We start from the raw sequence: 18,120 nt of genomic DNA, 5'->3' as shown, positions 1-18,120 counted from the left end.
GGATGTGGTTATGGAATCACCGAGCAATCAGCTGATTGATGCACAACGTGTCGAAAAGCTGTCAGCACAGAGACTGGACTGGCAACACCAAGCGATTCCTGCCGCCTACCACGGCCAGAGTGTGAGCGAATTCCTTGCCGGGGGTCCGCGACTCGAAAACCTGCAGACCCCGGTGCTGACACTCGACGAGTCGGCACTAGCGCATAACGCGCAACTACTGAATACCTGGTGCCAAGCGCATGGGGTTCTGCTTGCGCCGCACGGAAAAACGACCATGTCCCCGGAGCTGTGGAAGCGCCAGCTGGATCTTGGCGCCTGGGGTATTACATTGGCCAATGCGCACCAGCTGCGAACCGCACGGGCATTTGGTGTTCAGCGCGTGATGATCGCGAACTCGCTAACCGATCCGCAAGCCATCAGTTTCGCATCCGCTGAGACTGCCAAAGGTGCGCAAATTTATTCATGGGTTGACTCGGTTCGCACCGTCGAGTTGCTCTCCAAGGTCCTTGCTTCTACGCCAGGGGTCATTCTGCCGGTGATTGCCGAATTGGGTGCTCCTGGCGGACGCACCGGTGCGCGGACGGATAACGAGGCGCTGGAAATCGCCCGCGCGGTAGCCGCCGCACCACAATTGAGCTTGGCCGGAGTTGGCGGTTATGAAGGTTCGCTAGCCCACACCACCGATGCCCAGGCCTTGGAAACCATTCGTGATTACCTGCAACGGGTTGGAGTACTGCATCGGGCGGCACTGGCCGAGAAACTGTACGGTTTGGGGCAGGTAATCATCACCGCCGGCGGCAGCGCATACTTCGACGAGGTAGCTGGAGTCCTTGCCGAGCTCAGCAACGCGGCCACGGCGGATGAACCCGAGGTGCAGGTGGTGTTGCGCTCGGGAGCCTACATCATTCACGATGACGGTTTCTACCGAATGATTTCGCCGCTGGGACGGAACGATCCTGATGCAGACCAAGCGCTGCGTGCTGGTATGCATGCCTGGGTCCGTGTCGTTTCGCAACCGGAACCGGGCTTGGCAATTTTGGACGCGGGCAAAAGAGATCTCCCCTTCGATGAGGGGATGCCGGTGCCGCAAGGGTTCGCCCACCAGCTGGGCGAAGAACTGAGGGAACTTCCAGGAGCCCGCATCACGGCGGTAAATGACCAGCATGCATTTTTGCACTTTGAACCCGAACTGAGCTTGAACCCAGGAGACGTCATCCGGTTGGGACTTTCTCACCCCTGCACGGCCCTTGATAAGTGGGTCTTGATCCCGGTGATCGATTCCGTGCACCATAGCAATCCTCGCGTGGTCAACGTGGTCAGGACGTTTTTCTAATGAGCGCGACAACATTATTCAGCAACGCAACCATCATTGATGGAACCGGTGCTGAACGCTACGAAGGCGACGTGCTGATCGAGCAGGGGCGTATCAAAAAGATCGCTCCCGGAGGAAGCTTGAGCACCGGCGGTGTGCAGATTGATGCTACTGGATTGGTGCTCAGCCCTGGTTTTATCGACATGCACGCACATTCGGATCTCTACCTGCTCACTTCTCCAGCGCACCTACCCAAGATCACCCAGGGCGTCACCACCGAGCTGCTTGGCCAGGACGGGATTTCCTACGCTCCGGTGAATGACGAGATCTTGCCGCAGATCAGGGAAAAGATTGCCGGCTGGAACGGCAACCCGCAAGACTTTGATTTCAACTGGCGCACCGTTGGAGAGTATCTTGATCGGCTTGACGCACCCGACGCGCAGGGGCAACGCATCGCAACCAACGCCGCGTACCTGATTCCGCAAGGGACGGTGCGTGCCCTGGTGATGGGATTCGGCCAAGAATCGGCTGGACCCGATCAGATTCAGTTAATGCGCCAGATCATTGCCGAAGGGATGCAACAAGGCGCCGTAGGGATGTCCAGCGGCCTGACGTACACGCCCGGCATGTATGCTTCCACCGCGGAACTCGGTGAGCTCTGCGCGGAGGTGGGAGCACACGGCGGGTTCTACGATCCGCACCATCGGTCATATGGCAAGGGTGCGTTGGACGCCTATGCCGAAATGATCCAGCTCTCTCGAGATTCGGGATGCGCATTGCACCTGGCCCACGCCACCATGAACTTTGCAGAGAACAAGGGGAAAGCCCCGGCGCTCTTGGAACTGATAGACCAGGCTTTGGCCGAAGGCGTCGATGTCACCTTGGACACCTACCCGTACCTGCCGGGTTCCACAACTCTTTCAGCCGTGCTTCCGAGCTGGTCTTCTGCGGGCTCCGTTGATCAGACGCTGGCCCGCTTGGCCGATCCTGAACAACGTGAAAAGATCCGTGAGGCCCTAGAAGTGACGGGATCTGACGGTTGCCATGGGGTCGTCGCCGAGTGGGAAACCCTTGAGATTTCCTCCGTGCAGAATCAAGAACTCGCCAACTACATTGGGCGAACCATTGACGAGATTTCACGGACCGAACAACGCGACCCATTTGAATTGTTCTGCTCGATCTTGCTGGCAGACCGCCTGGGAACAGGGATACTGCAGCATGTCGGACACGAGGAGAACGTGCAGACCATCATGGTGCACAAGTCCCATACTGGCGGGTCTGACGGTTTATTGCATGGGGCAAAACCGCATCCACGCGCATGGGGAACCTTCCCGCAGTATTTGGGACGCTATAGCCGTGAGCTCGGAGTGATGAGCCTGGAAGAAACGATTAATCATCTCACCGGTCGTCCGGCTCGACGGCTCAAGCTTGTCGAACGGGGCGAAATCCGTGAAGGATACGCGGCTGATCTGGTGCTCTTTGATCCGCAGACGGTGGCCGCCGCAGCAACTTTTGAAAACCCTAAACTAGCGGCCCGGGGCATTCACGCCGTGTATGTCAACGGCGTTGCAGCGTTAAGCGACGGCCAACCAACCGGCGCGCGAGCTGGACGGGCCTTGCGCCGCACAACCGAAGGAACCCGAGCCATATGACCATGAAACTTCACCAGCTGCTACAGGCCGACAAAACCCTTGCCGTTGTCCGAGCAGAGCATATCTCCGACGCTTCGGAACTGGCACTAGCACTAGGTCGCGGCGGCATTCGCACCCTTGAACTCACCTTCACGACACCAAATGTTCTTGAGCATATCCGCAGGGTCGCGGACACCGCGGAACAACACGGTGTGATGGTGGGTGTAGGTACGGTGCTTACCGCTAGACAAGCAGAGGCCGCACTAGACGCCGGCGCGCAGTTTCTGGTGACACCAGGGCTGCGGCCCGAGGTGGCGGCAGTCGCCCGTGAACGTGAAATCCCCTTTAGCCTAGGGGCTTTGACCCCCACCGAGGTAGCCCAAGCGGTGGACCTCGGCAGCGAGATCGTTAAGATATTCCCGGCCCGGCACGTGGGGCCTAACTATCTTAAAGATCTGCTGGGCCCCTTCCCGGAACTGAAACTATTGCCATCGGGAGGTATCAACGAGCACAACGCAGTCGAGTTCCTCAAGGCCGGTGCTTTGGCCGTATGCTGCGGCACTTCCGTGGTTCCACCCGCGTTGGTGGCCGAAGGCGGCTGGGAACAGATCACCGAACGCGCCAAGAAATTCACTTCATCACTTTCATAACCTTCAGCTAAGAAAAGAGGTGGCACCGTGGCCACATTCCTCGATTGGCTCAGACACGATACCCTCGGCCTGCTTTTGCTGGCCGCCGCGGGTATCGCGCTGCTGCTGACACTGATCATCAAGTCAAAGATCGAACCGTTTATCGCACTGGTCGTTTCAGGAGTATTGGTGGCGCTGGTCGGCGGAGTATCCCTGACCGACCTGGTGGGCACCCCTGTCAAAACCTCCGATGCACTGATCGAAAAAGGTTTTGCCGGAATCCTGGGCCATATCACCCTGATTATTGGTTTAGGTACGGTGCTCGGCGCCATCTTGGAGCATTCCGGTGGCGCCCAGGTCCTGTTGGAAAAGCTGGTCAAGGTTTTCGGCGAAAAGAACACACCAATCGCCATGGGCGTGACTGGTTTTGTGCTGGGCATCCCAATCTTCTTTGACATCGGCATTTTTGTGCTGGCGCCGTTGGTCTACGTTGCCGCCGTTCGCGGACGACGCTCACTTGCGCTATATGCGCTGCCGCTACTCGCAGGCTTGTCGGTCACCCATGCTTTCCTGCCACCTCACCCGGGGCCGGTCGCAGCTGCCGGATTCTTTGGAGTTTCCCTAGGCTGGATCATCGTGATGGGTTTGGTCTGTGGCATTCCAGCTTGGTTCGCATCAGGTATCTTGTGGGGCCGCTGGATAGGTGCCCGTGTGCAAGTTGATGTTCCCGGAGAACACGTACGCGGCACCAAGGAAGGCAGCGACCTTCCCGCTCCGGGCCTCGGTACCGTTTTGATTTGCATCGGTATGCCGATGCTGCTGATTTTGGGGGCAACCTTCGGCAACCTGTGGTTGCCAGATGGCTGGCTGAAGAACCTGCTGGTCTTCACAGGCAACCCTGCAATCGCATTGACGTTGGCGGTTTTGCTGGCCATGTGGCTGCTGGGAACCCGCCGGGGTATTAGCACCGCGGATCTTTCGAAGGTGACCAGCGAATCGCTGCGTCCAGTCGGAATGATCTTGTTGGTGGTTGGTGCAGGTGCATTCTTCGGTGCCGTCCTTGCGGCCACCGGAGTGGGGCAGGCCGTGGCGGACTCGCTCTCCCAGGCGGGGCTTCCCCTGATCCTTTCGGCCTACGTGATTTCCTGCGGTATGCGTATTGCCCAGGGGTCGGCCACCGTCGCAATCGTGACAACCTCAGGTATCTTAGCTCCGACCCTGGCAGCTAGCGATTTCACCCAGCCGCAGATGGCTCTGATTGTGATCGCAATTTCCTCAGGATCGATTATCGCCAGCCACGTTAATGACGGTGGTTTCTGGATCATTTCCAAGTACTTCAACATGTCGGTGAAAGACACATTAAAAACATGGACCGTGCTTGAAACGGTACTTTCCGTTGTCGGATTCGGGGTGGCGGCAATACTTTTCGCCATCATTTCCTAGCCGCGGGATCAGCGCAAAAGCAGTTTGGCATGGCACCGTTGGGTGCCATGCCAAACTGCTTTGAACAACCTAACGTTGCACCTGGTGTCCACCCTGGCCGAGACGTTGGCTCAGCAGGTGCTCGAGGATCGGTTCCAACACCGCCAGCCCGTCTTTCACCCCGCCGGAGGAGCCGGGCAGGGTGAGCACAAAACTTTCCCCGGCAAATCCTGCCACCCCGCGGGTGATCACCGCCATGGGAGTGGAAGCTTCACCGCGGCGGCGGATCGCCTCAACGATCCCGGGCAATTGAACCTCCAACAGCGGCTGGACCATTTCCGGGGTCTGGTCATCGGGGGAGACTCCGGTGCCACCGGTGGTCAGCACCACCGTGGCCCCGGAGGCGAGACTGCTTTCCACCGCACGGCGTACCGGTTGGCCGTCGGCAACCACCAGTGGGCCGGCAACACTGAAACCACGCTCAGCCAACCATCTCACCAACAACGGTCCGGTGGTGTCCTTGGCAGTTCCGGCCGCGGCACTGGTGGAGGCGACGATCACCGCGGCATTCCTAGGCATCGGTGTCACGTGCCCAGTCGCCGCTTTTTCCACCAGACTTTGCAAGCACCTTCACTTCGGTGACCTCAGCGTTCTTATCCACTGCCTTAACCATGTCGTACAGGGTCAACGCGGCGACGCTGGCGGCGGTGAGTGCCTCCATCTCCACCCCGGTCACACCCTTGGTGGTGACCTGTGCGGTGACCAGCACCGCAGAATCCTGCGCCTGGAAGTCCACCGATACCTTGGAGATTGGCAGCGGGTGGCACAGCGGGATCAGCTCCCAGGTGCGTTTGGCGGCCATGATGCCGGCGATCCGCGCGGTGCCCAAGGCTTCCCCCTTGGGCAGATTCCCGGTCATCAGCATCTGCACCACCTCTGGACGGGTGGTGAACAACGCCTGCGCGGTGGCCACGCGTTTGGTGACAGCCTTATCGCTGACGTCGACCATGTGGGCGCTGCCGTCCTCGCGCAGGTGGGTGAGTTTCTCAGACATCCATTCTCCAAACATCAATCATGGTGCCGGCGGCCAGATGGTCAACACCGACCGGGATATGCACCAGTGCGTCCGCACGAGCCAAGTCGTGCACCAGGTGAGATCCCGGCTCCAGGACGGTGACCGTTCCCTGGCCCAGCGTGGCACGGCGCACCTGGTGTTTCGCAACGGGCGATTGCACCGCCTCCGCCAGCTCGTAGCGCTCGGGAACCGGCTCGGGCAGCCCGGCGACCTGGCGCAGCACCGGGGCCAGGAACAATTCAAGGGACAGCAAGCAGCTGACCGGGTTGCCCGGGAAACAGAGCACGGGGGTGCCGCCAAGTTGGGCGAATCCCTGCGGGCCCCCGGGTTGCAGGGCCACATGATGGAATGTTCCGCCCTGCGGGGTCAGCGCTTCACGGACCACCTCAAAGGCGCCGGCGCTGATCCCGCCCACGGTGAGGATCAGGTCTACCTCACGGGCTTGTTCTTTCAGGGCCAGGCTCAGTTCTTGCACCTCATCGGGTAGCTGCAGGGTGTGGACCTGCACGCCGTAACCGCGCAACGCCGCGGCGAGCATGGGTGAATTTGAATCCGGAATCCGGCCCTCGTGTGCTGTCCCGCCCATCAGTTCGTTACCGGTGGTGCACACCAGCACCCGGAGCTTGCGGCGCACCGGAACTTCGGGCACACCGCTGGCGGCCAGCGCTCCGATCAGGGTGGGGGTGAGTCGGGTGCCAGCAGCCGCAACCAGTGCACCGGCCTGCAGGTCTTGGCCTGCGGGGCGGATGAAGGTACCGGGGGCAGAGGGTGCGCTGAAGGTGGCGGTTCCGGTGGGTTCGCCCTCGCCGGCGCGCACCAGGGTAACGAAGGAGCCTTCCACGGTGGCTTCCACGGGGATGACGGTGTCCGCCCCGGCCGGAATCACCGCACCGGTCATCACCGGGGATGCCGTGCCGGGCAGCAGTTCGATCTGCCGGTCTCCGGCCGCGGCGGTCAACCCCAACGGCAACGTCACCGGGTGCTCGGCGCTGGCCTGGGCCAACTGCTCGCTGCGTACGGCGTAGCCATCCATCTGGGAATTGGTGAAGGCGGGGATGGGCAGGCGCGCGGTCACCTCCGCTGCGATGACCCGTCCGGAAAGTTCCGCGGCGGTGACGGGCAGGGTTTCGGTTCTCAGCGCGGCAATCACCGGGTCAAGCAGGCGGGCAATTTCCGCCCGGTGGGATTCAAGGGTGCAGGTCATGGGTTATCCGCCGGCAAAGGGCGGCAACACGTCAACGGTCAGCTCGCCCTCGGCGCCCAGCTCTCCGTTATCACGCCTGACCACGCCGTTGATCAGGAAACTTCCGGCACGCAAAACCTGGGCCATTTGATCGCCGTAGGCCTGCACCAGTTCGGCGCGCAGCTGGGCCAACGATTCGGCGCGTGGCCAGTGTTCCTGTTCTTTGCCCGCCGCGGCTGCGGCGGCCGCGAAGTAGCGTATCGTAATCTGCGACATGACTTCATGCTATCGCCTATCATCCGGCGCGATCGCGAGTTTAGGATTTTGTTATGACTGATCGCGCCTTCCAGCCCCTGGTTGACCCGGTTCCTGCGTTGAGCAACGAGCAACTGGCTCGCGCCCAGCGCCAACTTGCCCTGCCCGGATTCGGGCTTGAGTCCCAGCGCCGGCTGGCCGCCGCTCGCGTGTTGGTGATTGGCGCCGGGGGGCTGGGCAGCGCCTGTATTCCCTATCTGGTGGGCGCCGGGGTGGGCACCGTGGGCATTGTGGATGATGACGTGGTTGAGTTATCCAACCTGCACCGCCAGGTCACCCACACCACCGCAAACATCGGTGCTCCCAAAACTTCCTCGTTGGCCGACGCTGCCCGCGCCTTGGATCCCGGTGTGCGGATCATCGAGCACAACCTGCGGCTGACCGCGCAGAACGCACTGGAGATTTTCTCCGGCTACGACCTGGTGATTGACGGAAGCGACAACTTCCCGACCCGTTACCTGAGCAATGACGCAGCCCAGCTGAGCGGCATCCCGCTGGTGTGGGGATCGATCTTGCAACACCACGGGCAGGTCTCCGTCGCCTGGCACCAGCACGGACCGGGCTACCGCGACCTGTTTCCGGTGCCGCCGGCCCCGGGCGTCGTGGCCGATTGCGCCACCGGGGGAGTGCTGCCCGGCTTGTGCGGCACGGTTGGATCGCTGATGGCCACCGAAGTCTTGAAACTGATCACCGGAACCGGCTCGCCGCTGGTGGGCCGGGTCTTGATCTACGACGCGCTGGCCGCGAATACCCGCACGCTTGAGTACTCGCGGGATCCCGCCGCCTTGCCGATCACCGAGCTGATTGACTATGAGCTCTTCTGCGCCGGCAACTTTTCGCAGCCCGAACAGCTGGCCCCGGAAGACCTGGTGACGGCACTGAACTCGCAGAATCCGCCGTTTATGGTAGATGTGCGCAACCTGGACGAGCGCGCGCAGCTGAACGTGCGGGGGTCCTTCCACCTGCCGTTGCCGCAGTTGGAAGCGGCAATCGAATCCGGTGCCGAGTTGCCGCAGCTTCCCAAGAGCCTGGTTGTTTATTGCGCGCAGGGTCCACGGGCGCTGCGCGCGGCGCAGCTGCTGGCCGGACGCGGCATCAGCGCCAGCTACGTGCCAGGGGGCGCCAGCGCTGTGGCCAGCCTCGCACCAGACTTAACCGAATCCGCGCTGCATCCGCAGTCCTGAGAACCTGACACAAAGGAAATACGTGAGCTACGCACTGATCACCGATCTGCCAATCGATGAGGACGCCGTCAAAGCCGCCGTGCAGTCGCAGACCGCCGGGGCCGTGGTGCTGTTCCATGGGATTATCCGCAACCACGACGGCGGGCAGGCGGTGAATTCGCTGGATTACTCGCACCACCCCGAAGCTCAGGGATTTTTGGAGAAAATCCTTGCCGAGGAGGAGGCCCGCACCGGTCTGAAGCTCGCCGCCGTGCACCGGGTTGGCGCGCTGAGTGTTGGCGACGCGGCACTGGTCGCGGCCTCTGCCGCGGCGCACCGACGCGAGGCATTCGAAGCCATCGAAAACTTGGTGGAGCGCATCAAGGCGGAAGTTCCGATTTGGAAACGCCAGCATTTCAGCTCCGGGTCTTCCGAGTGGGTTGGCCTCTAACGGCCTCAGCACCCTGGCCGGTTGGCTGATGAGCAAACGATCCGTTGACTGCGAATCAAATGATCGTGCACCGAGTCCTCCGCACATTCCTGACGGGGCGGGGTTTTTCTGTGTGAAAGAATGCATGGGCGAAGCATCGATGCAGAGTGACGCTGCATGAGGACAATACTGAATTTGGGACTTCCCGCCGACCTCACCGACAAGGTTGAAGGGTTCTGTGCATGGACTGGGATACTGATCTTGTGGACTCTAACAATCGCCGCATGATAGGCAGTCGCTTAACCCCGAACGAGATATTACTGCTAGAACGTTTGAGTTCGGGCGATTGGGCTGGATCACGCCAAGCACCTCAACAAGCGGCCTATGATTCTTGGGGCGGGCTTCAGTTTGAAGACTGTGAAGACTTCTTAATTGACATTCCTGAACATCTGAATTTGGACAAAATTCCGTCGCTTCCGGGCGGGCCTTTTTCGATCCTCGAGGTTTTCGAAGAGAAGCTTTTTCTTGGCCACCTGGAGCTCTGGGTGTTGGACGGAGTGCTCCACTCAGTTGACTACATAACCTTCGGCGCTCCAGATCGGATTCTTCCTGAGGTTCATCAACTCGCTTCGAGCCCGTTCGCGTCGTGGCTTGATTCAGACGATGTTAGCGTTTGACAGTGGAAACCTGCAGTAGCGTACCCCCGGCTTAGCAGATCAGCGACTTTGGGCTGGCTGGACACAGGGACTTCGGCGGCAAGATGGAATCACCGCTCCCGCCTGCCCAGTCGGTTGGCTTGGTGCGGTGGATGCTGGATTGCTCCTGAAGCATTGTGCGACGATGAGCCCATGAGCGATGAATTCGTGCTCGTGCACAGCCCACTGGTCGGACCGTCGACTTGGGATTTCTTGGCGGCTGGACTCCGGGCGGGCGGACACCGGGTATACGTTCCGGATCTGCGTGGAACGCTGGCCGGCGGTCCACCATACTTGCCTCGGCAAACCGCTGCGATTGCTCAAAACGTTGGCGAGAAGCCAGCGATCCTTGTGGGGCACAGTGGAGCAGGTCCGCTTCTGCCCGCACTGGGTAATTCACTGAATCGGGTGGCCGGATACGTTTTCATTGACGCAACGCTTCCGCATCCAGGACGGAGCTGGGTGGAGCAGGCCGAAGCCGAGCTTGGCGAGCAGCTGATGGCCATGGCAATAAACGGATGGCTGCCGCCCTGGCCGCAGTGGTGGAGTCCTGCTGTCCTCGCCGAACTGCTTCCAGGAGCTGACTTGCGAGATCGGTTCTCGAACGGCTGTCCGCGATTGCCGCTGAAGATGTTTGAAGAAATCCAACCCGTGGTGACCGGCTGGCCAGATGCACCGTGCGCCTACCTTCAATTGAGCCAGGCCTACCAAGACATGGCTGAGACTAGCGAGGTGCTGGGGTGGCCAACACGATCCTTGCCCAGCCACCACTTGGCGATGCTCACCGATCCTGAACTTGTATTGAAAGCCCTGTTTGACCTTGTCGCCCGGATCTGACGGGGTCAGTGGAATTCTCCGTCCACGGCCGCACCGAAAAGCCTCCGGGGAACACTGGTCTAGGTATCAGAACCAGGCGCCAGCCTGTTGGACCAGTCCACCAGCAGTTCACGCAATTGCGCCGGTTGCACCTCGGTGACCCGCGCTTCACACATCGCCAAACCGAACGCCACCCAGCGCAGATCCGATTCGGTGATGCTTACCCTGCAGCTGACCTCATCCAACGGCTGAATCTCAAACCATCTGCCCACCCGTGAAAAAAGCTCCTGGGCACTGGCATACACCCGGGCGCTGGCCTGCAGGTTCCCGGAGCCACGCAGTCCGGTGCGGACAAACTGCGCGGCATCGCCGCCGGGAATCTGCCGCGGTGCGAAACGCAACGCCCGCGGCTGCGCGTTTTCCGCGCGGTCAACCCGGAAGCTGCGCCAGTCGGCGCGATCCAGGTCGTAGGCCACCAGGTAATAGCGGTTGCCCACGTTAACCAGCTTGGCCGGCTCCACCCGGCGTGAACTGTTTTTTCCCTGGGCATCGCGGTATTCGAAGGCCACCCGTTCGCCATCGCGGCAGGCTTGGGCGAACACCACCAGCACCTGCGGATCAACCAGGGCAGCGGACGAATGCTGGGAAACCAGCGGAACGGTGCTTGAAGCCAGCGCCTGGGCGCGTTGCCGCAACCGCGCCGGCAGCACCGGAATGACCTTTGACAGGGCGCGCAGCCCGGCGTCGGCCAGGGCATGCTCACCGCCGTGGACGGTTGATTGCAGGCCGATCACCAGTGCCACGGCTTCCTGGTCATCGAGCACCAGCGGAGGCAGCGCCGCTCCGGCGGCCAGCTGGTAGCCGCCTCCCACACCGCGCTCGGCCTGTACGGGATAACCCAGCTCGCGCAGCTGATCCACGTCGCGGCGCAGCGTGCGCAGCGAGACCTCCAGGCGTTGCGCCAGCTCGTCTCCGGACCAGTAACGCCGGGTCTGCAGCAGGGACAGCAGGCGCAGGGATCGTTGGCTTGTGCTCATAAAAATATTCTGCCCTTATTTAGGACAGAAACTGACACTTATGGCTCCTAATCTGGATTTATCAGCCGCACAAACATCGCAGGAACCAAGGAGAAACACCATGAGCACCACCATGAAGGCCACCAACACCACCCTGGCCGGGGAACGCGCCGACCTGCACCAAGCATTGGCCAACGCCCGCCACTTCCTGCGTTTCACCGCCACGAACCTGACCGATCAGCAGGCGGCGGCCCGCACCACCGTCAGCGAACTGAGTGTAGGAGGGCTCATTAAGCACGTGAGCGCGGTGGAGCTGCAGTGGCAGCAATTCATGGTTCGGGGCAAGGCGGCCATGGACTGGGGAGACGTCGACTTCTACAACATGCCGCCTCAGGCGCTTGAGGCCTTCGCCGCGGAGTTCGCCATGCAGCCCGGGGAGACCCTTGAGGGATTGCTGGAAAAATACGGCAAGATCGCGCAGGAAACCGACTCGCTGCTGGCCAGCATCGAGCTGGACACGGTGCATGAGCTGCCCCAGGCCCCGTGGTTTGTGGACACCCACTGGTCGGTGCGCCGCACGCTGCTGCACATCATCGCCGAAACCACCCAGCACGCCGGGCATGCGGACATCATCCGCGAATCCCTGGACGGGCAGAAGTCCATGGGGTAGCTACCCGCCGATGTAGGACATTTCAATCCGTGTGCGTTTGCCCGGGGTGAGCGCGGCGCGCAGCTCCGAGTAGTTGTCATCGCGTTTGCGCCAGTGCCCGCTCAGCGCATCGGCCAGCTGCTGGTCATCGGCCCCGCCGCGCAGCAGGGCGCGCAGGTCGTAGCCGGAACCGGCAAACAGGCAGGTGTACAGCTGGCCCTCGGCGGAAACCCGGGCGCGCGAGCAGTTCCCGCAGAACGCGTTGGTGACACTTGAAATCACGCCGATCTCCCCGGAGCCGTCGGTGTAGCGCCAGCGGTTGGCGGTTTCGCCCGGCTCGGTTTTTGTCACCGGTTCAAGCGCCCAGCGTTCGTTGATGCGGGAGACCACCTCTCCCGAGGGCACCACGGCATCCAGGTTCCACCCGTTGGTGGTTCCGACATCCATGAACTCGATGAACCGCAGGACCTGCCCGGTGCCGCGGAAATGCTCGGCAAGGGCCAGGATCTCATCATCGTTGACCCCGCGTTTGAGCACGGTATTGATCTTCACCGGTCCCAGGCCCGCCGCCTCGGCGGCCTCGATTGCCTGCAGCACCCGGGAGACCGGGAAGTTCACGTCGTTGATCGCCTTGAAACGGGCATCGTCCAGCGAATCCAGGGAGATGGTCACCCGCTGCAGCCCGGCGGCCTTCAGCTGCCCGGCCATCACCGGCAGGGCCGAGCCATTGGTGGTCATCGCCAGGTCCACCGGGTTCCCATCGAGGGTTTTCAGGGCCGAAAGCCGTGCGACCAGGTCAACGATGCCGCGGCGCAGCAGCGGTTCGCCGCCGGTCAGCCGCAGTTTGCGCACGCCCAGAGCCACCGCGATGCGTGCCAGGCGTTCAATTTCTTCGAAGCTCAGGAGCTCGGAGCGTTCGCGGAACTGGAAATCGCGCCCGAAGATCTCCTTGGGCATGCAGTACACACAGCGGAAGTTGCACCGGTCGGTAACCGAGATCCGCAGATCGTGCAGTGGCCGAGCGCGGGCGTCGAGCAGTGGCGCGCCAGGTTGTGCGTTCATCATCCCAGCGTAACCTCAACTTGCCTTGCTGCGAAGATCCGCGGAAATTTAGCAGCATCGGCGGTAATATACTACGGGTTGGCGCCCCGCCTGGCGGTAGCATGACAGGCAAGAGAGCAGTTTACACCCTTGATAAGGACACTCATGCGCCGCATTCCACTCGCCGTTCGCTACCCATTCGCTCTGCTGGCCGCGGGAACCCTGGCCCTGAGCGGGTGCTCGGCGCAGGATGAGCCGGCCGCGGAAACCAGCACCGCACCGACCAGCACGTTGACCATCTCCGCGGCCGCCTCGCTGCAGCGCTCATTTGATCAGATCGCGCAGGAGTTCACCGCGGCGCACCCCGAAACCGCCATCTCCACCATCGCCTACGACGGGTCCTCCACGCTGGCCACCCAGATTGTCGAGGGCGCGCCGGTGGATGTTTTCGCCTCCGCGGATGAGAAGAACATGGCCACCGTCACCGAGGCCGGGCTGGGGGAAAACCCGCAGATTTTCGCGACCAATACCCTGGTGATCGCGGTGCCGGCGGGAAACCCGGGCAAGGTGAGTTCACTTGAGGACCTGGCCGGGGTCACCACCGTGCTGTGCGCCCCGCAGGTTCCGTGCGGCGCGGCCTCCACCACCTTGCTGGAGAACCAGTCGGTGAGTGTGGAACCCGCGAGCCTGGAACAAAACGTGACCTCGGTGCTGCAGAAGGTCAGCGCCGGGGAAGCCGACGCCGGCCTGGTGTATGCCACCGACGTGGTGGGGCAGGATGCGGTTGAATCCATGGTTCCAGCCGGCGCGGATCAGGTGGTGAACTCCTACCCGATCACCGCGCTGAGCCAGCAGCCGGGGGCCCAGGATTTTGTCGATTTTGTGCTTTCTGAGCAGGGCCAGCAGATCCTGAAGGAGCACGGTTTCGGCAGTGCGGCCGGTGCCAATGGCTAGCGACACCGGGGTGCGCGCCCCGGGGCTGACCATCGCCCCGGCGGTGCTGGGGATCGCGCTGCTGGTGCTGCCGCTGATTTCCCTGGTGGGACGGGCCAGCTGGGGAACTTTCTGGCAGGACGTGACCAGCAAGGCGGCGCTGGATGCGCTGTGGCTGAGCCTGCGCACCGGGGTGGCCGCCACGGTGCTGTGTGTGCTGCTGGGGGTGCCGCTGGCGGTGCTGATGGCACGCAGCGGGCCCAAGGTGGCCCAGCTGCTGCGGGCGCTGGTGGCCGTTCCACTGGTGCTGCCGCCCATGGTCGGCGGGGTGGCGTTGCTGTTCCTGTTTGGACGCACCAGTCCCGTGGGGCAGTTCATCGACTCCGCCTGGGGGATCACCCTTCCCTTTTCCACCGTGGCGGTGGTGATCGCGCAAAGTTTTGTGGCCCTGCCCTTCCTGGTGCTCTCCGTGGAGGGCTCGCTGCGTTCGCTGGGGACCGGGTACGAGCAGGCCGCCGCGACCCTGGGGGCAGGGCGGGTCATGGTGCTGACCCGGATCACCCTGCCCCTGGCCGCTCCGGGTCTGGTGGCCGGGGTGATCCTGTGTTTCGCGCGGGCCATCGGCGAGTTCGGGGCCACCGCGCTGTTCGCCGGCAACGCCCCGGGCATCACCCAGACCATGCCGCTGGCGATCTATACTGCATTTAACGGCGCCGGCGACGGGCGGGACGCCGCCGTGGCGCTGTCACTGCTGCTCTTGGGCACCGCGGTGCTGGTGCTGATCTGCGTGCGCGCCTGGCGCCCGGGAGCGCTGAAATGAATTGGACACGGCAGTGAACGGGGTGGATGTATGGCGCTGATCGCGCGACTGGAGATCCCACGCACCGGGTTCACCGTGAGCGCCGACTTCACGGTCGAATCCGGGAAGGTGCTGGCGCTGATGGGTCCCAGCGGGGCCGGCAAATCAAGCATCGTGCATACCCTGGCCGGGGTGGAAAAACTCGGGGGCGGGCTGATCGAACTGGACGGCACGGTGCTTGCCGACGCGCGCACCCACGTCCCGCCGCACCTGAGGAAAATCGGGCTGCTCGGCCAGGACCCACACCTGTTCCCGCATCTGGATGCGGCCAAGAACATCGCCTTCGGCGCCCGCGCCGGGGGACTTGAGTCCCGGGCCGCCACCGCGGAAGCCAGTGCCTGGTTGGAGCGCCTGGGGCTGAGCGAGATCGCCCGGCATCGCCCGGGCGCGCTCTCCGGCGGGCAACGCCAGCGAATCGCGCTGGCCCGCGCGCTGGCCGCCCGCCCCCGGCTGCTGCTGATCGATGAACCATTCGCCTCGCTGGACGTGGAAGCCGCCGCGGATATGCGTCTGCTGGTGCGCGAACAGCTTGCGCGCACCGGCATCAGCGCGGTCATCGTCTCCCACGCCGCGGTGGACACCCAGGAGCTCGCCGACGACCTGCTGGTGATTGAACGCGGGGCCGCCACCCACCAAGGACCCACCGCGCAGGTGTTCGCCAATCCCGCTACCCGTTTTATGCGCGCCGTGATCGCCACCTTGCCGGCCGGCGCGCCCCCAGAGCTGAAAGAGGCAACCGATGGCGCCTGAAAACGGTCCGGACACCGCGCCGCTCACCCCGCAGGAGCACCTGCGCGCGGTGCTGGAGCTGGTGGACCCGCTGCCGCCGGTGCGGCTGTCGCTGGCCGAGCAGGCCGACCTGAAGTCCTTGCACACCACCGTGCACGGGACGGTGCTCGCCGAGGATGTGGCCGCCGCCCACCGCCTGCCGTTGTGGGAGAACTCCGCCATGGACGGTTACGCGGTGCGCGCCGAAGATACCGCGCACGCGCCGGTTGAGCTGCAGGTGATTGGTGTGGTGCCGGCCGGCAGCGGCGCCGACCCGGTGCTGGGGCCGGGGCAAACGGTGCGGATCATGACCGGCGCCCCGCTGCCGGGCAGCGCGGACGCGGTGGTGCGGGTGGAAGAGACCAACGGATTCCACCAGCACACGGTGCGGATCAACACCCCGGTAGCACCGGGTAAGGACGTGCGCCGGGCCGGATCGGACGTGAACGCGGGGCAGCTCGTGGCCTTGGCCGGTGAGCGGCTCACCGCGGCCCGGCTCTCGGCGGTGATCGCCGCGGGGGCCACGCACCTTTCGGTGCGCACCGCGCCGCGGATCGCGGTGCTGATCACCGGGGCGGAACTGCGCCCCCCGGGAAGCACACTGAGCCGGGGGCAGATCCCGGAGTCGAACTCGCTGCTGCTGGCCGGGCTGCTGGAAGAATCCGGTTTCACGGCCGCCACGGTCGAACACTGCGCGGATGACCCGGCGCTGGTGCAGGCCCGGCTTCAGGACCTCGGCGCCCGGCACGAGGTGGTCATCTCCACCGGCGGGGTAGGCCCGGGGGAGTACGACGTCATGCGCCAGGTGCTTGAGCAGGAACCCGCGGTGCGCGCGGTGCGGGTGCGGGTGCGCCCCGGCGCCCCGCAATGCGTCGGCCGGCTGCGCGCCGGGGCGCTGATGTTCGCGTTGCCCGGCAACCCGGTGAGCGCCGCGGTGGGTTTTGAACTGTTTGTCCGCCCGGCGCTGCGCGCCCTGCAGGGGTATTCCACCACCGCCCGCCCGGTGCTGCGCAGCACCGCGGTGCGCGGGTGGAAATCCCCGCCGGGCCGGATGCAGGTGTTGCCGGTGGTGTTCGACGAGCGCTTCGGCTGCGCCCCGGCGGTTGACGCCGCCAGCATCTCCCATGCGGTCGGCGGGTTCGGCGCCTCGCAGGGCTACGCACTGATCGACCCGGAGACCACAGATGTGAACCCGGGGGACAGCGTCGACGTATTGAGGCTGCACGCATGAGCGCCACGGATTTCCAGGCGCTGGTGCTGGCCGGAGGCCGCGGCTCCCGGCTGGGCGGGGCGGACAAGGCGAACCTGGAACTGCACGGCCGCCGCCTGGTCGACCGGGCGGTCGACGCCGCCCGCCGGGCCGGAGCCGGCCGGGTCGTGGTCATCGGCCCGGATTCGGCCGGCACCCGCGCCGATGCAGTGCTGCGTGAAGATCCGCCCTTTGCCGGACCGCTGGCCGCGCTCGCCGCCGGCCTGCCAAGCCTCAGCGCGCCGTGGGTGCTGGTGTTGGCCTGCGACCTGCAGCGTCCCACCGCGGTGGCCACGGAGCTGGCAGCCGCCCTGGCCGAAGGGCTGGAATCCGCCGAGGACGGGGTGGTGCTACGCGATGCCGATGGCCGTGTCCAGTGGCTCGCCGGGATCTACCGCACGCAGGCGCTGCACGCCGTGTGCGCGGCCCTGGGCGACCGCGTGGTTAATGCACCCGTACGCCGGGCCTTGGGCGAACTGACGTTGCGCGAACTCCCGGTGGATAATGACACCAGCAGTGATATCGACACCCCGCAGGCGCTTGAGCGCGCCCGAGCAAAGGAGAAGAACAGCATGGGACAGTACCTGCCACCGGAAGCCCTGGAAACCTGGCTGGTCGCCGCGGCCAAAGAACTTGAGCTGGATGATTCATCCGTGGATATCGCCACGATCCTTGATGTCGCCAAACACGTCGCCCATGAGGTGGCCCGCCCGGCCGCACCGCTGAGCACCTTCCTGCTCGGGCTGGCCGTGGGCAGAGGCAAGGGAGAGCTCGCCGGCTTGTCGGAGCAACTTATTGAACGTGCCCACCGTTGGGCGGATGAGCACCCCGAGGAGTAGCGCCACGAGCCGCAGGCCCCATGGATGCCGTCATAGCGAAAGCTGTGTGGCTTCCGCGGGACTTTTTTGATCTGGATTGGTTGTCCATGGTTGGG

General features: G+C 63.6%; 20 protein-coding genes. 14 read left to right on the top strand and 6 right to left on the bottom strand.

The annotated features are described in order from the left end of the window. Positions 1-10 precede the first annotated feature (10 nt). The 4 genes from ACIOWL_RS10835 to ACIOWL_RS10820 are packed head-to-tail and all read left to right on the top strand — an operon-like array spanning position 11 to position 5,015. Positions 11-1,333, top strand: a complete 1,323-nt coding sequence (locus tag ACIOWL_RS10835) for an alanine racemase (protein WP_400384638.1) — start codon at positions 11-13, stop codon at positions 1,331-1,333. Further along, a complete protein-coding gene (locus ACIOWL_RS10830) occupies positions 1,333-2,964 on the top strand; it encodes an amidohydrolase family protein (RefSeq protein ID WP_400384636.1) in 1,632 nt (543 codons plus the stop codon). Before ACIOWL_RS10835 ends, ACIOWL_RS10830 begins: the two co-directional genes overlap by 1 nt. Continuing rightward, positions 2,961-3,593: a bifunctional 4-hydroxy-2-oxoglutarate aldolase/2-dehydro-3-deoxy-phosphogluconate aldolase gene (locus tag ACIOWL_RS10825; protein ID WP_400384634.1), complete on the top strand. Its 633-nt coding sequence runs from the start codon at positions 2,961-2,963 to the stop codon at positions 3,591-3,593. The genes ACIOWL_RS10830 and ACIOWL_RS10825 overlap by 4 nt, the downstream gene beginning before the upstream one ends. Positions 3,594-3,620: 27 nt before the next feature. Beyond that, a complete protein-coding gene (locus ACIOWL_RS10820) occupies positions 3,621-5,015 on the top strand; it encodes a GntP family permease (protein ID WP_400384632.1) in 1,395 nt (464 codons plus the stop codon). Between the two features lie 69 nt (positions 5,016-5,084). Here ACIOWL_RS10820 and ACIOWL_RS10815 read toward each other — a convergent pair whose 3' ends face one another. The 4 genes from ACIOWL_RS10815 to ACIOWL_RS10800 are packed head-to-tail and all read right to left on the bottom strand — an operon-like array spanning position 5,085 to position 7,528. Next, on the bottom strand, positions 5,085-5,573 hold the full coding sequence (locus tag ACIOWL_RS10815; protein WP_400385108.1) for a molybdenum cofactor biosynthesis protein B: 489 nt from the start codon (positions 5,571-5,573) through the stop codon (positions 5,085-5,087). Continuing rightward, on the bottom strand, positions 5,566-6,048 hold the full coding sequence (moaC, locus tag ACIOWL_RS10810) for a cyclic pyranopterin monophosphate synthase MoaC (protein ID WP_400384630.1): 483 nt from the start codon (positions 6,046-6,048) through the stop codon (positions 5,566-5,568). The genes ACIOWL_RS10815 and moaC overlap by 8 nt, the downstream gene beginning before the upstream one ends. Next, on the bottom strand, positions 6,041-7,273 hold the full coding sequence (glp, locus tag ACIOWL_RS10805) for a gephyrin-like molybdotransferase Glp (protein WP_400384628.1): 1,233 nt from the start codon (positions 7,271-7,273) through the stop codon (positions 6,041-6,043). Before glp (ACIOWL_RS10805) ends, moaC begins: the two co-directional genes overlap by 8 nt. Before the next feature lie 3 nt (positions 7,274-7,276). Beyond that, entirely contained in the window at positions 7,277-7,528 is a 252-nt protein-coding gene (locus tag ACIOWL_RS10800) for a MoaD/ThiS family protein (RefSeq protein ID WP_400384626.1), read from the bottom strand. Positions 7,529-7,581: 53 nt separating this feature from the next. On the opposite strand from ACIOWL_RS10800, the gene ACIOWL_RS10795 reads away from it, so the two are divergent. The 4 genes from ACIOWL_RS10795 (at position 7,582) to ACIOWL_RS10780 (ending at position 10,692) form a co-directional block, all read left to right on the top strand. Beyond that, the gene (locus ACIOWL_RS10795; RefSeq protein ID WP_400384624.1) at positions 7,582-8,751 is read left to right on the top strand and encodes a ThiF family adenylyltransferase; all 1,170 of its coding nucleotides are present in this window, start codon (positions 7,582-7,584) and stop codon (positions 8,749-8,751) included. Between the two features lie 22 nt (positions 8,752-8,773). Then, positions 8,774-9,181, top strand: coding sequence for a molybdenum cofactor biosynthesis protein MoaE (locus ACIOWL_RS10790; RefSeq protein ID WP_400384622.1), 408 nt, complete (start codon positions 8,774-8,776; stop codon positions 9,179-9,181). Between the two features lie 221 nt (positions 9,182-9,402). Continuing rightward, the gene (locus tag ACIOWL_RS10785; RefSeq protein ID WP_400384620.1) at positions 9,403-9,837 is read left to right on the top strand and encodes a hypothetical protein; all 435 of its coding nucleotides are present in this window, start codon (positions 9,403-9,405) and stop codon (positions 9,835-9,837) included. A 171-nt stretch (positions 9,838-10,008) separates the two neighbouring features. Further along, the gene (locus tag ACIOWL_RS10780) at positions 10,009-10,692 is read left to right on the top strand and encodes an alpha/beta fold hydrolase (RefSeq protein WP_400384618.1); all 684 of its coding nucleotides are present in this window, start codon (positions 10,009-10,011) and stop codon (positions 10,690-10,692) included. Between the two features lie 59 nt (positions 10,693-10,751). Here the strand turns inward: ACIOWL_RS10780 and ACIOWL_RS10775 are convergent, their stop codons facing one another. Beyond that, positions 10,752-11,708: a helix-turn-helix transcriptional regulator gene (locus tag ACIOWL_RS10775; RefSeq protein ID WP_400384616.1), complete on the bottom strand. Its 957-nt coding sequence runs from the start codon at positions 11,706-11,708 to the stop codon at positions 10,752-10,754. Positions 11,709-11,808: 100 nt separating this feature from the next. Between ACIOWL_RS10775 and ACIOWL_RS10770 the strand changes: the two genes are divergently transcribed. Further along, positions 11,809-12,357: a DinB family protein gene (locus ACIOWL_RS10770; protein WP_400384614.1), complete on the top strand. Its 549-nt coding sequence runs from the start codon at positions 11,809-11,811 to the stop codon at positions 12,355-12,357. Here ACIOWL_RS10770 and moaA read toward each other — a convergent pair whose 3' ends face one another. Beyond that, on the bottom strand, positions 12,358-13,398 hold the full coding sequence (moaA, locus tag ACIOWL_RS10765; RefSeq protein WP_400384612.1) for a GTP 3',8-cyclase MoaA: 1,041 nt from the start codon (positions 13,396-13,398) through the stop codon (positions 12,358-12,360). Positions 13,399-13,542: 144 nt separating this feature from the next. On the opposite strand from moaA, the gene modA reads away from it, so the two are divergent. The 5 genes from modA to ACIOWL_RS10740 are packed head-to-tail and all read left to right on the top strand — an operon-like array spanning position 13,543 to position 18,025. Continuing rightward, positions 13,543-14,331, top strand: coding sequence for a molybdate ABC transporter substrate-binding protein (gene modA / locus ACIOWL_RS10760; protein ID WP_400384610.1), 789 nt, complete (start codon positions 13,543-13,545; stop codon positions 14,329-14,331). Further along, positions 14,324-15,130 carry an ABC transporter permease gene (locus tag ACIOWL_RS10755; protein WP_400384608.1) on the top strand — a complete coding sequence of 269 codons (807 nt, stop codon included), beginning with the start codon at positions 14,324-14,326 and terminating at the stop codon, positions 15,128-15,130. Before modA ends, ACIOWL_RS10755 begins: the two co-directional genes overlap by 8 nt. Positions 15,131-15,160: 30 nt before the next feature. After that, positions 15,161-15,919: an ATP-binding cassette domain-containing protein gene (locus ACIOWL_RS10750; RefSeq protein ID WP_400384606.1), complete on the top strand. Its 759-nt coding sequence runs from the start codon at positions 15,161-15,163 to the stop codon at positions 15,917-15,919. Further along, positions 15,909-17,168, top strand: a complete 1,260-nt coding sequence (gene glp / locus ACIOWL_RS10745; protein ID WP_400384604.1) for a gephyrin-like molybdotransferase Glp — start codon at positions 15,909-15,911, stop codon at positions 17,166-17,168. Before ACIOWL_RS10750 ends, glp (ACIOWL_RS10745) begins: the two co-directional genes overlap by 11 nt. Further along, positions 17,165-18,025, top strand: coding sequence for an NTP transferase domain-containing protein (locus ACIOWL_RS10740; RefSeq protein ID WP_400384603.1), 861 nt, complete (start codon positions 17,165-17,167; stop codon positions 18,023-18,025). The genes glp (ACIOWL_RS10745) and ACIOWL_RS10740 overlap by 4 nt, the downstream gene beginning before the upstream one ends. The last annotated feature ends 95 nt before the right edge of the window (positions 18,026-18,120 follow it).

The organism is Glutamicibacter sp. NPDC087344 (genome assembly GCF_044744225.1).
Taxonomy (GTDB): domain Bacteria; phylum Actinomycetota; class Actinomycetes; order Actinomycetales; family Micrococcaceae; genus Glutamicibacter.
Note: the sequence above shows the minus strand (reverse complement) of the source record. Positions and strands in the feature narration are given on the sequence as shown.

Excerpts from the sequence above, each read along its gene's own strand:
- ACIOWL_RS10770 (WP_400384614.1), top strand. The coding sequence starts at position 11,809 with ATGAGCACCACCATGAAGGCCACCAACACCACCCTGGCCGGGGAACGC.
- glp (WP_400384628.1), bottom strand. The coding sequence starts at position 7,273 with ATGACCTGCACCCTTGAATCCCACCGGGCGGAAATTGCCCGCCTGCTT.
- ACIOWL_RS10780 (WP_400384618.1), top strand. The coding sequence starts at position 10,009 with ATGAGCGATGAATTCGTGCTCGTGCACAGCCCACTGGTCGGACCGTCG.
- ACIOWL_RS10815 (WP_400385108.1), bottom strand. The coding sequence starts at position 5,573 with ATGCCTAGGAATGCCGCGGTGATCGTCGCCTCCACCAGTGCCGCGGCC.
- ACIOWL_RS10775 (WP_400384616.1), bottom strand. The coding sequence starts at position 11,708 with ATGAGCACAAGCCAACGATCCCTGCGCCTGCTGTCCCTGCTGCAGACC.
- ACIOWL_RS10800 (WP_400384626.1), bottom strand. The coding sequence starts at position 7,528 with ATGTCGCAGATTACGATACGCTACTTCGCGGCCGCCGCAGCCGCGGCG.
- ACIOWL_RS10835 (WP_400384638.1), top strand. The coding sequence starts at position 11 with ATGGAATCACCGAGCAATCAGCTGATTGATGCACAACGTGTCGAAAAG.
- ACIOWL_RS10795 (WP_400384624.1), top strand. The coding sequence starts at position 7,582 with ATGACTGATCGCGCCTTCCAGCCCCTGGTTGACCCGGTTCCTGCGTTG.
- ACIOWL_RS10785 (WP_400384620.1), top strand. The coding sequence starts at position 9,403 with ATGGACTGGGATACTGATCTTGTGGACTCTAACAATCGCCGCATGATA.
- ACIOWL_RS10750 (WP_400384606.1), top strand. The coding sequence starts at position 15,161 with ATGGCGCTGATCGCGCGACTGGAGATCCCACGCACCGGGTTCACCGTG.
- moaA (WP_400384612.1), bottom strand. The coding sequence starts at position 13,398 with ATGAACGCACAACCTGGCGCGCCACTGCTCGACGCCCGCGCTCGGCCA.
- ACIOWL_RS10825 (WP_400384634.1), top strand. The coding sequence starts at position 2,961 with ATGACCATGAAACTTCACCAGCTGCTACAGGCCGACAAAACCCTTGCC.
- ACIOWL_RS10830 (WP_400384636.1), top strand. The coding sequence starts at position 1,333 with ATGAGCGCGACAACATTATTCAGCAACGCAACCATCATTGATGGAACC.
- moaC (WP_400384630.1), bottom strand. The coding sequence starts at position 6,048 with ATGTCTGAGAAACTCACCCACCTGCGCGAGGACGGCAGCGCCCACATG.
- ACIOWL_RS10740 (WP_400384603.1), top strand. The coding sequence starts at position 17,165 with ATGAGCGCCACGGATTTCCAGGCGCTGGTGCTGGCCGGAGGCCGCGGC.
- ACIOWL_RS10755 (WP_400384608.1), top strand. The coding sequence starts at position 14,324 with ATGGCTAGCGACACCGGGGTGCGCGCCCCGGGGCTGACCATCGCCCCG.
- modA (WP_400384610.1), top strand. The coding sequence starts at position 13,543 with ATGCGCCGCATTCCACTCGCCGTTCGCTACCCATTCGCTCTGCTGGCC.
- glp (WP_400384604.1), top strand. The coding sequence starts at position 15,909 with ATGGCGCCTGAAAACGGTCCGGACACCGCGCCGCTCACCCCGCAGGAG.